This window comes from Cyanobium sp. ATX 6F1, assembly GCF_024346315.1.
Taxonomy (GTDB): domain Bacteria; phylum Cyanobacteriota; class Cyanobacteriia; order PCC-6307; family Cyanobiaceae; genus ATX-6F1.
Genome location: NZ_JAGQCS010000005.1, coordinates 181133 through 196442 on the forward strand (window position 1 = coordinate 181133; position 15310 = coordinate 196442).

Annotated in this window: 12 protein-coding genes; 10 read left to right on the forward strand and 2 right to left on the reverse strand. The window is 57.9% G+C overall.

The features are described 5' to 3' along the window. Positions 1–148 precede the first annotated feature (148 nt). The 10 genes from KBZ13_RS09430 to KBZ13_RS09475 all read left to right on the forward strand — a co-directional run bounded on the left by KBZ13_RS09430 (position 149) and on the right by KBZ13_RS09475 (position 13177). Positions 149–1990, forward strand: a complete 1842-nt coding sequence (locus KBZ13_RS09430; protein WP_255008560.1) for an ABC transporter ATP-binding protein — start codon at positions 149–151, stop codon at positions 1988–1990. A 4-nt stretch (positions 1991–1994) separates the two neighbouring features. Further along, positions 1995–2807 carry a 3-deoxy-8-phosphooctulonate synthase gene (gene kdsA, locus KBZ13_RS09435; RefSeq protein ID WP_255008562.1) on the forward strand — a complete coding sequence of 271 codons (813 nt, stop codon included), beginning with the start codon at positions 1995–1997 and terminating at the stop codon, positions 2805–2807. Positions 2808–2869: 62 nt separating this feature from the next. Next, complete coding sequence (locus tag KBZ13_RS09440; protein ID WP_255008563.1) at positions 2870–3385, forward strand: KdsC family phosphatase; 516 nt, start codon at positions 2870–2872, stop codon at positions 3383–3385. Continuing rightward, positions 3378–4505 carry a hypothetical protein gene (locus KBZ13_RS09445; protein ID WP_255008740.1) on the forward strand — a complete coding sequence of 376 codons (1128 nt, stop codon included), beginning with the start codon at positions 3378–3380 and terminating at the stop codon, positions 4503–4505. The genes KBZ13_RS09440 and KBZ13_RS09445 overlap by 8 nt, the downstream gene beginning before the upstream one ends. Positions 4506–4798: 293 nt before the next feature. After that, positions 4799–5662, forward strand: a complete 864-nt coding sequence (locus KBZ13_RS09450) for a hypothetical protein (RefSeq protein ID WP_255008565.1) — start codon at positions 4799–4801, stop codon at positions 5660–5662. A 411-nt stretch (positions 5663–6073) separates the two neighbouring features. Next, positions 6074–6571, forward strand: coding sequence for a hypothetical protein (locus tag KBZ13_RS09455; RefSeq protein WP_409995635.1), 498 nt, complete (start codon positions 6074–6076; stop codon positions 6569–6571). Beyond that, positions 6483–7595: an IS3 family transposase gene (locus KBZ13_RS09460; protein ID WP_255008569.1), complete on the forward strand. Its 1113-nt coding sequence runs from the start codon at positions 6483–6485 to the stop codon at positions 7593–7595. The genes KBZ13_RS09455 and KBZ13_RS09460 overlap by 89 nt, the downstream gene beginning before the upstream one ends. A gap of 344 nt (positions 7596–7939) precedes the next feature. Beyond that, positions 7940–8608, forward strand: coding sequence for a hypothetical protein (locus tag KBZ13_RS09465; RefSeq protein ID WP_255008571.1), 669 nt, complete (start codon positions 7940–7942; stop codon positions 8606–8608). 2007 nt (positions 8609–10615) lie between these two features. Then, positions 10616–11986, forward strand: coding sequence for a hypothetical protein (locus KBZ13_RS09470; protein ID WP_255008573.1), 1371 nt, complete (start codon positions 10616–10618; stop codon positions 11984–11986). Positions 11987–12055: 69 nt separating this feature from the next. Then, complete coding sequence (locus KBZ13_RS09475) at positions 12056–13177, forward strand: hypothetical protein (protein WP_255008575.1); 1122 nt, start codon at positions 12056–12058, stop codon at positions 13175–13177. Here the strand turns inward: KBZ13_RS09475 and KBZ13_RS09480 are convergent. Together KBZ13_RS09480 and KBZ13_RS09485 are read right to left on the reverse strand one after the other, a co-directional pair. Then, entirely contained in the window at positions 13171–14271 is a 1101-nt protein-coding gene (locus KBZ13_RS09480; RefSeq protein WP_255008577.1) for a hypothetical protein, read from the reverse strand. The genes KBZ13_RS09475 and KBZ13_RS09480 overlap by 7 nt on opposite strands. Continuing rightward, on the reverse strand, positions 14268–15302 hold the full coding sequence (locus KBZ13_RS09485) for a glycosyltransferase (protein WP_255008579.1): 1035 nt from the start codon (positions 15300–15302) through the stop codon (positions 14268–14270). Before KBZ13_RS09485 ends, KBZ13_RS09480 begins: the two co-directional genes overlap by 4 nt. Between the last annotated feature and the right edge of the window lie 8 nt (positions 15303–15310).

Consider the following 15310-nt stretch of genomic DNA (forward strand, 5'->3'; position numbering starts at 1 on the left):
TACCCCAGCAGTGGCGCGAGTGTATGGCCCGCTTCCAATGGAGTAGGTGCGCTTGCAGGGCTGGCCAAGGAACTCAGCTGCGGCGGAACGGGTCACATACCGTTTAAACAAGATTGACCCTGCTCCGCTGGGATCTTCGCTCCGATTGATGCCCCGCCCGCCCATCAAGTTCAGCAGCAGGACGGTGAAGCAGCTGCGCCGCTTGCTCGCCTACCTTCCAGCGGAACGGTTCCGGGCGCTGCTGGTGCTGGTGCCGCTCTCGATCGTCCCTGGCCTGATCGACCTGGCCACCGTGGCGATGGTCGCCCGTTTGATGGGGTCCCTCGTCGGCAGTGATCTCAAGGACACCGTCCCGGGCGTGAAGGTGTTTGGCGGCAATGCGATCGACCAGAGCCTCTGGTTGATCGTGCTGCTGATCGCTCTGTCCTGGGTGGGCTCCCTCAGCAAGCTCGGACTTCAGTTCTGCCAGCAACGACTGACGGCTCGAATCTGGATCGATCTCTGCAATCTGATCCACTCCAGGGTGCTGGCCCAGGGCTATGAGTTCCACCTCAGCAGGAGCACCTCCAAGCTCTCCACCCTGCTGCTGAGCCATATCAAGAAAACCTCCAATTCCGTTGTCAATCCGCTGCTGCGGATGGTGGGGAGTGTGTTTTCGATCCTGCTGCTATCCCTGGGCGTGTTGGTGGTGGGGCGCTGGCTGGCGGTGGTTCTGATCAGTTGCCTGGTGGCCGCCTACCTGATCCTCTCGCTCCTGATCACCCCCTACCTGCGTCACGCCTCCAAACAGAAACTGAGGCTGGAAACCCGATCGGCCCACATCCTCGCCGAGTCCCTGGGATCGATCCGCGACATCCGGCTGACCGGTTCGGAGCCCTATTTCCGCGATGCCTTCGTCTCCACCGGTGAGAAGGCCAAGCAGCTCTCCTGGGCCTCAGAGTTGCTGCCGGTCATGCCACGGATGCTGATCGAGCCCTTCGGCATCACCCTGATTTTCGCCGTCGGGGCCGTGCCGGCTCTGCTCAGCGGCGATCGCAGCCAGATCGTTCACATCGTTCCCTTCCTCGCCACGATGGCCGTGGTCGCCCTGAGGCTCACCCCACCCCTGCAGGATTTCTTCTCCGCCCTCACCCAGTTGCGAGCAGGGCTGCCTGTGATCGAGAAGACCCTCGAGTATCTCGACCTGCCCCAGTCCAGACCCACCTTGCGGACCCCCGGCGTCCCTACGCCCGAGGGCATCTTCCCTAACCGCACCATCCGCCTCAACGACATCTGGTACAGCTACCCAGGGAGCCAGGATCCTGTGCTGAAAGGGGTCACGCTCTCGATTCCGGTGGGCTCCCGCATTGCGCTGGTGGGGTCGACCGGCAGCGGCAAGACCACCACCGCCCACCTGTTGCTCGGTCTGCTCACCCCCCAGCAGGGCCGCCTGGAACTGGACGGCATCCCCGTCAACGATCTGGATGTCCCGGCCTGGCAGGCGAGCTGCGCCCAGGTGCCCCAATTCATCAACCTGCTGGATGCGAGCGTTCTGGAAAATGTGGCCTTCGGTTTGCCTGAAGTCGCCATCGGCTTCGATGAGGTCTGGGATGCCCTTGATGCCGCCCAGCTGGCGGAATTCGTCAGCGAGATGCCCTACGGACTGCATACCCCTGTCGGTGAAAACGGTCTCCAGCTCTCCGGAGGTCAGCGTCAACGCTTGGCCCTGGCCCGTGCCTTCTATCGACGCGCCCGCTTCCTGCTCCTCGACGAAGCCACGAGCGCGCTCGACAACCGCACCGAGAACGACGTGATCGAAGCCCTGGAAATGGTGGGGCGTCGCTGCACCACGGTGGTGATCGCTCACCGCCTCAGCACGGTGATGCGCTGCGATCGCATCTATGAATTCGAGGCCGGCAGGATCAAGGCCTCCGGTACGTTCGAGGAGCTGCAGAACCGATCGGACACGTTCCGGGATCTGGCCTCGCTCGAACGCAAACTCGTCAGCTGATCCCATGAGCTTCACCCTGATCGCCGGCCCCTGTGTGATCGAAAGCCCCGAACTGGTGCTCTCGGTGGCGGAACGGGTGAAGGCGATCACCGATCGATTGGGCATCACCTACGTGTTCAAGGCCAGCTTCGACAAGGCCAACCGCAGCTCCGGCGGCACCTTCCGCGGACCGGGGGTGGAAGAGGGTCTTGAGGTGTTGGCGGAGGTGAAGCGCCGCTTCGGCCTGCCAGTGCTGACCGACATCCATGAGAGCCAGCAGGCCGCGCCGGTGGCCGCCGTGGTCGACGTTCTCCAGATTCCTGCCTTCCTCTGCCGCCAGACCGACCTGCTCCTGGCCGCGGCCAAGGCGGTGGAGGGCACAGGCAAAGTGATCAACGTGAAAAAAGGCCAGTTCCTCGCCCCCTGGGACATGGCCCAGGTGGTGACCAAGCTGCGGGAGGCTGGCGTGGAGAACCTCTGGCTCACCGAGCGGGGTTCCAGCTTCGGCTACAACACCCTGGTGGTGGATTACCGCAGCCTGCCGCAGCTGAAGGCCCTGGGCTGTCCTGTGATCTTCGATGCCACCCACTCGGTGCAGCAGCCCGGTGGACGCGGCAGCAGCAGCGGCGGCCAGCGGGAATTCGTGGCGCCCCTGGCGCGGGCGGCCGTTGCCGTGGGGGTCGATGGGCTCTTCCTGGAGGTGCACCCCGACCCCGACAAGGCGCTCAGCGATGGTCCGAACATGGTTCCCCTCCATCGCCTGGAGCCACTGCTGGAGCAGCTGATGGCGATCAGGGCTCCCCTGCTCAGCCAGGGTGAAGCCGTCTCCGTGCTGTGAGCGCCTGGCGGGCTTGGCCCAGTGGTGTGTCCCTGCTGGGCCGATGGCGCTGCAACCCGCGCTTGCGGACGCTGAAGTTGCTAGTGCTGGATGTGGATGGGGTGCTCACCGATGGTGGGCTGTGGACCACGGAATCCGGTGAGGTGATCAAGCGCTTCGATGTCAGAGATGGTCTGGGCATTCGGCTGCTGCAACAAGCCGGTCTGGAGGTGGCCCTGCTGAGCGGTGGCAAGAGCGGAGCCACCAAACAGCGGGCCCGCTACCTCGGAATCCACCACTGTGTAACCGGCGTGAAGGACAAAGTCGCTGCCCTGGGCGCGCTGCAAAGGGAGCTCGGGGTTAACCCGGAGCAAACGGCCTACGTCGGCGACGATCTCAACGATCTGGCGGTACGGCCCGTGGTGGGGCTCCTGATCGCTCCTGCCGATGCGGTGGCTCCCCTGCGCCGCCAGGCCGACTGGGTTCTCAGCCGCCGGGGCGGGGATGGCGCCGTGCGGGGGCTGGCCGAGGCGATCCTGCAGGCCCGCGGCCTCTGGACTCCCCTGGCAGGGAAGGGCTGGCGTGAGCGCAATGATTGAGCCGGCGCGAGCGATGGGCCAGGCCCTGCGCCTGCGGTTGCGTGACTGGTTGCGAGCTGGACGGCTCGGTCCCCTGGGAGCTGTGGCCCGTTTGGACCGCGACCAGTGGATGGCCCTGGCCGCCTACAGGGGCTTGGTGCACCAGGCCTACAGCGCTCGCCCCTTCGCCCCACAGGTCAGCGCCGACCTCTGGAACCAGGGCGCCTTTCAGTCGTCAACCGGACGCAAGAACTTCTTCAGCCCAGCGCGCCGGGAGCTGGAGAACTCTTCCCACCACTACGGCCACGACATACAACTCAAACGTCAGGCCGGCTTGCCCCTGATCGGCCCTCCGATGCCCTTTCTGCTGGAGCACGGACTCAAGGTGGCCCAGGGCTCCACATTCGAGAGTCCCAAGCCATGGACGAAGGGCTACCTCTGCATGGGCCCCCTGCGGGCCCGCTGGCTGACGGAGCGGTTTGGCCTGCCGGCCATGGCCATCGGCCCCTGGATCGCCTACGCACGACCCGTGCTCAGCAGCGACGCCATCGCCCGTCTGCGGCATGAGCTCGGCCCCACCCTCCTGGTGGTGCTGGCCCACAGCTGGGATCAGGTCGAGCGCCGCATGGACCATGGGCGCTGCGTCGAAGCGGTGCGCACCAGGGCCGAGGCCAGCGGCTACCGCTCGGTGATCTGGCTGCGCCATTGGAAGGATCCCGAGTTGCAAGGGTTGCCGCCGCAGTGGATCGTGGCCTGCAACGGCCATCGCTCCAACCCCTGGTTCCTTGATGCGCTGCGCACCCTGCTGGAGCTGAGCGATGGGCTGGCCAGCAACGCCTTCGGAACCCACATGGGCTACGGGGTGGCCCTCGGCAAGCGGCTGCACTGGGTCGATGTGGAGGTCGATCAGGATGTCACCGCACTCACCGGCGACAAGGCGGAGGAGGAGGTTCTCGAATGGCAGGAGCGCCAACGGCTGAGCAACACGCTTCGAGAGCTGCTTACGGATGGGACATCCAGCAAATCCAGAGGAGCCGTGTATAGCCTGCTTGATCCATTCTGGGGCTTTGGTCGTACCCAAAGCCCTGAGGAGCTGCTCCCGCTATTGCGCGGGCAAGGCATCTATAAAATCAGATTTTAGTGCTTAACCCTGCTTATCCGCATTCCGGGCATAGACAAACTCACACATTTACCAATGAGTGTTGAATCATTTGGCGGCATGCCCTAGCAATCACAATTCGAGCTTCTTTCACGACCGCCTGATGAGTCGGATCTACCTGAGAGAACCTAGAGAGCCCTCGGCGTAGATGTAGATAATGCTGAAGGTTGGCTCACGAAGAGTATTTAGGACGCCCCTTCTTTATGGCCACAGCGAACACGCACCTCATGCACTGTGATAAAATTCTTCTCAGCTCATTTGTTCTAGCCTGAGTCGTGACAAACTTCGACGATACTGGTTCACTTATCGAATCAGCTGAATGGTACGACTACCCATATGGTCACATGGTCGGCAGGATTTCCATACCTGCCCACTTCATGCTAGACGGGAACACGATTGATCAATCTAGTGGGGAGCTTTGTGCATACGGCCTAGGGAAACGCAGGCAGAATTCAGGAAGCGAGTACAAAGAGGCAACAAATAAGCTGTTAACTTTTCTAGAGGATAACTCTGAGTTGAAAGCCTTTATGCTTGAAAATTCGCAAAACGCATTGGGATGCAACTTAGATGAAGCCAATGTTACAACAAACGCTAGAAAGTGTGTTGATGAGTCAAGTTATTACTTAAGTCCACACGCAGATTGTCCTAAAACAATTTGCGCTCTTATCATTTATCTTTGGCACGGCAAGCGTGGAACAAGCCTCTATCGCCTGAGTCATCACTCTTGTATGCCTCCGTCTACTGAGCATGGCCTCCAAGAAAGGGAAAATAACTTTACCGGCAGAAAAGAGTTTCAACAAGCCAGTCTCGATGTGATAACAACAGTAAAGCCTGAATGTTATGCAAACTTTAAACATGTCACGACCATCTATCCAGATTTCTGTTCATTCTTATTTATCCCGAACACACGGTTCCGGCATGCCATCCAAGATCTGCCTACAAGTTATCATGGTGTTTCCTCTAAGCTTCAGGATACTGAACTTGATGAGCAACGACAACTAATTCTAATAGACATGAAAATCTGCGAGAAACCAAAGATTGGTCTACGTTCACGGGCAAAGTCCCAACTCAACCAAAGACTTAACCAAGCTAAGAAGATAGCAATGACAATGCAGAAGACTGTGTCGAGTGTATTTTAAGATGCAAACAAATTCTGCATAAATTATTTCTTAAAAGTCTGATGACTTGCTGAAATGTAGGCTGTCAATGATCTTGATTCTTGAAACAAGAGAGTGAAGCCATCCCGTCTTGCGCGAGTAGTTTCGTATACACAAAAGATCTACTCAGGGATCATTAGCCAAAGCACTTAACAATTGAACTTTGAAAACCAACAGATGAAATGCATCTAGCAGTTGTTTAAACATAGCCAGTACAGCCTCACAGCCCCCGGTTTCAGGAAAGATGTCACCCCTCAAATCGATACACCTGGGGGCTTGAGGACATGACCAATGCGCGGATACAGCGAAGCCGTCAGGGCTGATGTGAGGAGGCGGATGAGCCCGCCGCACAGGCAGAGCGTGGCCCGGATTTCAGAAGAGCTCGGCATCCACGTGATCACCCTCTACAAATGGAGAAAGACCTGGCGGTTGCAGGGAGAGGTGGTGCCAGCATCCGAGAAGGAACCAGAGGGCTGGAGCGCTGCCGACAAGTTCACGGTGGTGCTGGAGACGGCAGGCCTCAACGCCACTGAGCTCAGCGCCTACTGCCGCGAGCGGGGCCTGTTCCCAGAGCAGGTGAGCCGCTGGCGGCAGTCAGCCCAAGATGCCAACGCCAAGCCGGTGCTGACGATGGCCGAGCAGAAGGAGCTCGAGAAGCTCCGTGCGCAGGATCAGCGGGAGATCAAAGCCCTCAAAAAGGAGCTGCAGCGCAAGGAAAAGGCCGAACAGCCATGGCAGAGATGGCGGCATTGCTGGTGCTGCGAAAAAAGTGGGAAGCCTTCTTCTCGGAGGACGCGGACGCTTGACCAGCGCCGCCCACCGGCAGAAGGCGATCATGCTGATCGGCGAGGCGAATGCCACTGGCGCCAGACTGGTGAGCGCCTGCCGTGAGATCGGTATCTGCCTGCGCACCCTCAAACGCTGGCGTAAGGCTTTTGGTGGTGATGGGGGCGGTGTGGATGGCCGCAAGGGCAGCAGCCGGCATGTGGCCCACCGCCTCAGCGAAGAAGAGCGCCAGCGGATCCTGCACACCTGCAACCAGCGCGAGTACGCCTCGCTGCCACCGGGGCAGATCGTGCCATCCCTGGCCGATCAGGGGCTGTTCATTGGCTCAGAGAGCAGCTTCTATCGGGTGTTGCACCAAGCTGGCCAGTGCCACCGCCGCGGGCGTGCCCGGCTGCCCCAGGAACCGCGCTCTATGCCGCGCCTGATGGCGGATCGAGCCAATGCGGTGTGGTCGTGGGACATCACCTATCTGCCCACCACGGTGCGGGGTGTGTGGCTGTACCTCTATCTGGTGGTCGACGTCTGGAGCCGCAAGGTGGTGGCCTGGGATGTGGCTGAGGTGGAATCGGCTGAAATCGCCGCTGATCTGGTGCAGCGGGCCTGCCTCAAGGAGCGCTACCGCCGCCCCAGCGGCTTTGGCAGCCACCAGTGCCAGCAGCCGCCGCTGATCCTCCATGCCGATAACGGCAACGCCATGCGTGGGGCGACGCTGGAATCACGGCTGGAGGAGATGGGCGTGCTCAGATCCTTTTCCAGGCCAAGGGTCTCAAACGACAACCCCTACTCAGAATCCCTGTTTCGAACGCTCAAATACCGGCCCGACTACCCCAATCGGCCTTTTGCCAGCAAAGCGGAGGCGTGCGAGTGGGTAGCGGCATTTGCCGACTGGTACAACCACCGGCACCGCCACAGCGGCATCAAATTCGTCACGCCCCACCAGCGCCACAGTGGCGCCGCCATGGCCATTTGCCAGCAGCGAGCCGATGTCTACGAAAGGGCCCGCCGATCCAATCCAACACGCTGGAGCCGAAGCATCCGCTGTTGGCGCCAACCCGAAGAAGTGTGGATCAACAAGCCGCCAGAAGAGCCAAAATCGATGCTGGCGTTATCCTTGACTCAGGCCGCCTGAGTGGCCGGCAAGGAGTGACAACTTTCCTGAAAGCTACCGCAGTTAGAATGGTCGCTTTTTCCAATCGCTAACCTTCACCAATTAAAATGGTAAGGTGCTCGGCAACTTTCACCCCTTTAGTTATATTTTGGTACTATTTGTAAAGTTTTTGCGTCAACAACCAGCTTTTACTGTAAGAGATAAAGGATTCAATGCTATAGATTAGGGATGCTACATCACGAATATATTCTGCGCGGATCATGGCTGTCCAACCTTAACCTTAGGTCAATGCCACAACAGATTATATTGACGATTATAGCCCAAAAAATCAATCTCGCCTAGCATCAAACTTTCGAAAATAAAAAATGCACAAGACAATGAGAGAAAAGAGCAAGGCGAGTAGACCTTACAGCTTAACTATATGCACAGTAAATTATAAAACAGAGGCTATTTTAGGTCTCAATAAACGCTTGCTATTACAGTTAAATTCTAGCGTGGATATTACTTGGCTGGTTGTCAATAATACGCGTTATGATGAGGAGAGGTCCAGTCGCCCACTTCTTGACACTTATTTTACCGAATTACCATGCGTGGCGAGACCTAAAAATATATATGGCATGGATAGCTACCATCATGGCTTTGGGTTAAATAGTTGCCTAGAGCATGTTCACACAAGGTACATGCTCGTATTAGATCCAGATTTCTTTATCTTAATGAATGACGCAATACTGCATGTTCTTTTACACATGAATAAGCACGGTCTCGCTTTTTTTGGCGCTCCATGGCATCCAAAATACATAAAAAAGTATCGAGACTTTCCGTGCCCACACTGTCTATTCATTGATACTGATATTGCCAAGGTAGAGAGTTTGGACTTTGCTCCAAAATACGAAGATGGCAAGCTTACTGATCGTCAATTTCTTCCAGACTGGGCTCTTTGGAAGCAATTTGCAGGTTTTTTAAAGCTATGCAAGGGAATTGATAAACTTACATCTCAAATCGTCAAGCAAGATTTAATCAAAACTAACAATTGATTCTCAATAGGTGCTTCTTTGGATACAGGGTCACGTATTTTCTTAAAGTACGCCCAACAACCTAATATCAGCCTAGAGATTCTTGATCCTTTGTGGCACCAAAGTCAATCCCTGAATAGATCGACACTCCTCTATACGCTTAGAGCTATGATAGACACTTTGATGCCAAGATTTCTGCGTTTCCACTATTTACGCTATTCATCCTGTAAGAGTCTTTTTGAAGAAAATTTTGAATTCCCTTCACCTGAGGAATTTTCGTGGAAAAATAAATATTTTGGATTCCATCTCAGGCAATATCCAAGATCTATTCATGGACGAGAATATATTTGGAAATACATTGATGATTTTGTCCAGACTGAGTATCTAAACAAAGATGCTCGTGGACTTTAGTGGCCCTTCCGTGAGGGGTGGTGGTTGGCCTCTACTGGAACAATACAGACTCAGTGATTTTTTAACGCTGAGAGATAGGCGCTATTTTGACATAAATCACGTAGAGAATTCTGGCTTCCAGTGAGCAATAAGGTCATACATAGCAGTATCTTACGGATACGTGGGCCAGGCTGACTTCCGCATTCCAGCCATCCTTACAGGCTCTGATGTACTCCTTCTACTATTTAACCGATTGCCACAGACATTCCACCATAATGTTGTCATGGCCACATGCTTCTGCAAAGCATTGGCAATGCTTTCGGCCTGACAATTTAATCCTATTTTTATACTTAATGCAGCCGCCCCAGTACGTCGGTTGAAGTTAATTGACAACCTTGATTGGAGTGGGAGATACTGGACTTGTGGCTAGTTCCCAGGCCCATCTCCAGAACCTACAGTCAAAACTCCGTTTCAAAGCTGTTGGAAAGCTCCCCGGTGAGAATGTGCCTTGAGTACAGATTAACGATGGCCACCAGGTAGAGGAAGCCCCTTCCGCAGGGGGATGTAAGTGATATCAGCTACCCAGACCTGATTCGAGGCCTTGAACTTTTCCAGATCCAGAAGACACGGGAAACGTTCTGACGTATCGCCAGGAATTGTGGTCATGGAATTGGGGTACCGAGCCCGTAACCCCACATACCGCATGAGGTGCCGTACCTGGTCACGCCCAACCTAGATCCCATCTGCGGCCTGGTAGTCGACCATGAATCGGCTGCCGGAAGCAGCGTCTGCCAGGAACCCGGCATCGATTCTGGCCATAATTCCGGGGTCCTCGGGCCTAACCGAAACCAGCTCTTAGTAAAGGGTGGATTTCGCCAGTCCCAGCAACTCACATTGACGCCAGATCGTGAGCTGAGGATGAATCAGATCAAGCAATCTACGCAGTTAATGGGCGGTCGAAGAACTTCCACATTGTTTAAATCATTCCAGCTCCATCTTGAGTTTCCCGATTCCTTGAAGCAGCTCAGCATCTCTGTTCAGTAGATCTCCATTCTCCTTATTCCTTCTGCCTTTACAGAACAGATCGCCGGAACCCTCAAGCAGTTGCTTTTCCATTGGCTCACCTAGACTAGGCGGAGGGCATGGCGAGCCTCGATCTCTTGAAGGGTCTTGCTATCGGAAATGGCCACTATGGCCAAACAGGCCTTGAACTCGGGACTGTGGGTTCTGCGCTTGGTCATGGTTGGCAAACTCCGGATTGGGGCAGTACACCGCCTCAGAGGTTAGCGATGGCCTTGGTCCAGATAACCACGACACCCCAGTGCTTGCCTCAAATCTTACTGCCTTCTGCAAGATCAGAAATGATGGCGTATTCATGCTACTCTGCAGCCGCAATGAGCTAATGGATTGGTCGTGAGTGCTTATAAATCTTCAGAAATTCCCAGAAATAGGGGACAAGCTAGCAAGAGTTACACCGCAAGAACTCAACAACCAATACGCCTTAAAGATACGACCAAAATAATTACCTTTGTCACTAGCGACGAAGCCTCTTCATTTTTATGTGATCTAGTATGTTAAAATTGTGATTAATTGCTTCACATCATTATGCTCACACGTACATCATTCGCCATTAATAGCATGGAGATGGACCCCGCCGTTGCTGATGCTCCCTTGAAAGTGGCATCTTCAAAGATACGATTCATCGGCTGCCGCGAAGAGCTTTTATTAGCCAGCAGCGCAGTTGCGACTGCGCTGCTCACGCTCTATCTTTTTATCATTAAGTATGGGCTGTTTTCAAAGCTTGAAAGTGATTGCAATCTACGCCTACTGAATTCTTCTCTTGCCTGGATTGATCATGGCTACTGGAAGCTCGGTGGCTTCCTCTATTTTCAGGAGGAATACGATGGAACCCTCCCTCTCAATCTCTACAAATCACATTCTCCCTATTATGTTTTACCTCATTTCTGGGCCACCTCACATGCTGGAAAAGATGCATTTTGGGTAGTTACCGGCTTAATTCCTGTCCTCGTTGCGTTCGTACTTTCGTTGGCCTTGGCTGTGATCGCCTGGGGCTCAATTAAGGCGCTGTCAACGAATCATTCCTGGGCCAAGTTGAGGGGAGCCCCGTTCGTAGGCGCTACGGCGGCGTTCTCAATCACGTTCACCAGTGAGCCAATCTGGAGTTTGGCATGGAACAGCTTTGATGGATCTTACTCAATCGTCTTCCTCACCGTGGCGATTGCCCTAACTTGTCTCTTTAACGGACGGCTGATCCGATGGCTTTCCATGCTGTTCGTTCTTTTGGCCAGCCTTGCTTGCGCGAGATTTGGCCTAGTGATGCTTACCTCTCTTCTAATCATTCGATTCATAGCCTTGGCCCGTCGTACCTCTGGGGCAAGATTCGCAGGTTCGGCCTTTTTCTCCTGGCCTGTGATCGGATTGGTTTTCCTGCTTTCCATGAGCCACTTCGTACGGGTGGCGCTTGCTGCTCGCCTGCTCGGATTGCAATTCAGAGGCAGCGATCTTCTACCGCGGATGGGGCTTTCCAGCTGGTGGGAGAGGGCCGGTCAAGGGCCTCTGAACTATCTGACACCACTGGATGCCTTCACCTTTCTCTGGAGACAGTCGGGAAACGTGATTAATAACCTGCCAATCTGGATCTCGATTCACCACTTGATGATTTGGACCCTAGCCATCGTGTCCATGGCAATGGTTATGGGTGCTCGAAACTTCTTCCCAACTCGTCCCTGCCTCGAGCTGCTGCTCTTCCTACCCCTGACGTGGACAATTTTACTGAACCAGTCGGCGGCGGAGCACCCCGATCTGGTGGCGATTCTCTGGGTACCTTCCTACGTATTGGGGTTGGCTTTTTTAGCCACTCAACTATTTGCATTTCTACGCCGTCACCTCCGAAAAACACACTGCTATCTCTACATGTCTGGCCTCTTGTGGTTGTTCTTTCTATGGCAAAATCAATACATCATGCGGGCCTACCCGCAGCTGCTCTGAGCTGAATCTCATATGTTTCCCAGCGCTAGCCCTTATCGCATCGATCAGGTCACAGCAGCTCCCCTGCTGATGGCAAGCCTCTTCGGGTGCCAGCTGGCAGCGGCGACCTGGATGTCATGGGCCGCGGTCAATGGGCGCCGGCGCGGCTGGTGGATCGGCGCAGGGGTCCTGCTGAGCCTGGTGGCCCTGTTCTTCGCCCTCGCCACCTGGGGGACCAGCGACATCACCAAGCTGAACCACTTCTTCGCGATCTACCCGGGTGGTGGCACGAAAGGCGAACCGTTCTGGGTGTTGGTCGGCCCGCTGATCGTGGCCTCTCCGTACCGCATGGCGGCGGTGCACGGTCTGGTGGCAGCCGGCTATGCCGCCGCACCGATCCTGCTGGCCTGGCGCTGGAGAGCCCTGGCCTGGGGGGGCTGGTGGAGTCTTCTGATCTGCTGCAGCCCCATGCTGCGAGGATTTCTGCAGAACGCCCACACCAGGCAGGCCCTGGCCCTGCTGCTGCTGCTGCCCCTGATGCTCTGGGCAGGGCGCCTGGTTGATCCCCGTCGTCCAGTGATCGCGGTAGGGGTGATCTGGTCTGCCCTGGTTCACACCACTTTCCCCATCAACCTGCTGCTCAGCCTGTCCCCCCTGCTGATGCGCGATCGGGCGACCGGATCGCCCATCAACCGCTGGCGGTTGCTGCTGGCCCTGGGCGTCCTGGTAACCCTGGTTGTAGTTGTAGCTCCGCGCGCCTTGGAGAAAATGGCTGCCTATGCCGCCGTTTCCTTCTTCAACCACTACTCCGTCACGCGGTACGTTCAGCGCTTGCAGTGGACCTTGGCTCTGGGCGTCGCCCTCACCTGCTGGCGACGGCGCCTGGGAGCCATGCAGTTGTTGAGCTGTTCCCTGAGCCGGCAGCTGGCTCTGTTCTCACTGCTGTTTCTGCTGATTCAGGCCTCGGTCGAATGGGAGTGGTTCCCCCAACTCACCTTCCGGTTTGCCGACGGTGTGGGGTTCTTTCTATTGATCACCTATTTGGCCTGGATCCACCGCTACCAGGCCTACGCCTTCCTGCTGCCCGCCCTGCTGTTCACCCTTCACTACTGGTTGTTCGAACGCATCCTCAACACCGAAACGCTGGCCTGCGGGGCAAACGACTCCTTCCTTTGCATCCCCGACCGCTGGCCCTGGCAGGTGCGCTACTGATAGCTCCTCAATTGCGCCGTGAGCAGCGCCATCCGCCTCACCCTCAGCGCCCTGTGGAGAAACTCCAGAGGCCTGCGCCTGTAGAGGCGATTGCCGGACCAGAGCGGCGCCAGTGACAGCCACACCACGGCTGCACCGGTGAGGCAGCGCACGCCGTAGAGGGCCGAGCTCAGGCCGGCCACCACGATCAATCGCTCGGGAGCCGCGGCCTCAAGGGCCCGCACCAGCACCTCCAGGGGCACGGCACTGCGGATCTGTCCGCTGACGCCGCCGGGAAGATCACGCCCGAAACTCCCCGGGGCTGGGGCCTTGGGATGGTCGATGAGCAGCAGAGCATCCCTGTGGCGATCGAAGCCATGACAACGGCCCAGCTGGCGCAGCCAGCGCTCGAGCACCGAGACGGAGATCTGGTTCAAGGGGAACTGGTGAGCCAGGTTGGGAACGGAGCAGAGCCAGATCGGCCGATCGGGTGGCGTCCGCTCCAGGCAGCTCTGAACGAAGACCTGGCACTGCTGCCGCTGGCTCGCTGCCAGGGCAAGGAACAACGTCCGGCGCATGGCCACAGGTACAGGCCTGGCGAGCTCAGGAGGTCGATGCCAACACGGTTGGCGTCCGTCGAGCACGTAATGCACCTGGCGATCGCCGAAGGCGATCGGACATCCCAACAGACTTGGAACGATGGCCCGCAGTTCACGGCCCGTGCGGTAGTAGACCCCCAAGCCATCGCCACACACCACCACGGTAGTAATCCCGAGCCGTTGCACCGGTTCGCGTTGTCCTTCCTGCCACAGGTTGTTGAGGCAGACCAGATCCCAGCCGCCAGGCCGAAGGTCTTCAGCGCGAGCGATCAGTTCCACCGCGCCGAAGCGAACGGGATCCTCACGCCGCAGCAACGCCAGCCAGTTCTCGATCGCCTGGTGCTGGGCCTGCAGCCGCTGCGCATCTCCGGTGATCACACCGGTGAACAACAGGCGCACCTCAGCGCCAGCGGCCTGGGTCTCGGGCAGGTCGAACACCACGGCCAATTGGTTCACCAGGTGAATCAGCCCGCCTGTGAGCACCAGCACCCGCAGGCGAGCAGGCTTCTCGATCAAAGCCTCGTTCCGCCCAGACGCCTGAGACGACTTCGCAGCTGAGCCAGGCGCACCTCTAGCCGACTGGGGGACATGAGCGGCGCATCGCCCGCCAGCAGCCGGTCCCAGTGGGCGTCGATGGCCACCAGAGCTTCGCGCCAGCGCAGCTGCAGCGCCCCCTCGGAGCACTGATGCAGCCGCTCGGCCAAGCGCACCGGATCGGCCAGGAAGGCGGCCGGGTCGGCCACCGCCGCCGCGATCCGCTCCAGATCGGCGCTGAGGGTGCCTGCGCCGATCTGGTGCCCCAGACGGCCGGGGTCGAGGCCGTCGGCGAGGGCATGGTTGAGGCTGCTGAACACCACGCAGCCGCTGGCCATGGCCTCCAAGGGCGGCAGTCCGAAGCCCTCGCTCACCCCCCGGCCGCGCCAGTAGTCGGCGGAGTCGTAGAGGTAGACCCTGGCGGAACGGAACAGATCCACCAGATCCTCCACCCAGCCGCTCTGCACCTCCACCCGTAGCCCCCGGGCCCGTAGCGCGGGCACCAGCTGCCTGAGCACATAGGCGCTGCTCTTACGCGCCTGCACCAGCACGTCGATCGGCCGCCGGGCGACCCGGGCAGGATCGCGCACGGCGCCGTCGTCGCCCCAACGGGGCTCGATCGCATTGGGCACCAGAAACAACGGGTTCCGCGGGGCCCGATCGCCCCAATAGCCCAGGGTGTTGGGGCTCACCGCCAGCACCGGCACCCCGGGGGGGAGATCGAAGCCATAGCCGCTGCTGTGGGCGTGGTAGGCGCTGGGGCGGCCCCGCAGACGCCGCAGCAGCTTGGGCACGTCGAACCCCCAGCTCACCACCCACAGGGCCTGGCCGGGGCTTGGTTCGTTGCGCAGCAGATCGGGAAGAAACGGCCTGCCCGGCTCCCGGCGCCGGTAGGTGACCAGCTCAGACCCCGTGAGGGCCCCTACCAGGCGGGCGGTCTGCAGTTCCACCTGCAGGCCGCCGCAGCGGAACTTCCCCGTGGTGCCGGGGACCAGAAAGCGGAGCGGACGCAAAGCCGGGC

Bases quoted from the DNA above. Each gene is read 5' to 3' on its own strand.
- KBZ13_RS09430 (WP_255008560.1), top strand. From the start codon at position 149: ATGCCCCGCCCGCCCATCAAGTTCAGCAGCAGGACGGTGAAGCAGCTG.
- kdsA (WP_255008562.1), top strand. From the start codon at position 1,995: ATGAGCTTCACCCTGATCGCCGGCCCCTGTGTGATCGAAAGCCCCGAA.
- KBZ13_RS09445 (WP_255008740.1), top strand. From the start codon at position 3,378: ATGATTGAGCCGGCGCGAGCGATGGGCCAGGCCCTGCGCCTGCGGTTG.
- KBZ13_RS09465 (WP_255008571.1), top strand. From the start codon at position 7,940: ATGCACAAGACAATGAGAGAAAAGAGCAAGGCGAGTAGACCTTACAGC.
- KBZ13_RS09470 (WP_255008573.1), top strand. From the start codon at position 10,616: ATGGAGATGGACCCCGCCGTTGCTGATGCTCCCTTGAAAGTGGCATCT.
- KBZ13_RS09475 (WP_255008575.1), top strand. From the start codon at position 12,056: ATGGCAAGCCTCTTCGGGTGCCAGCTGGCAGCGGCGACCTGGATGTCA.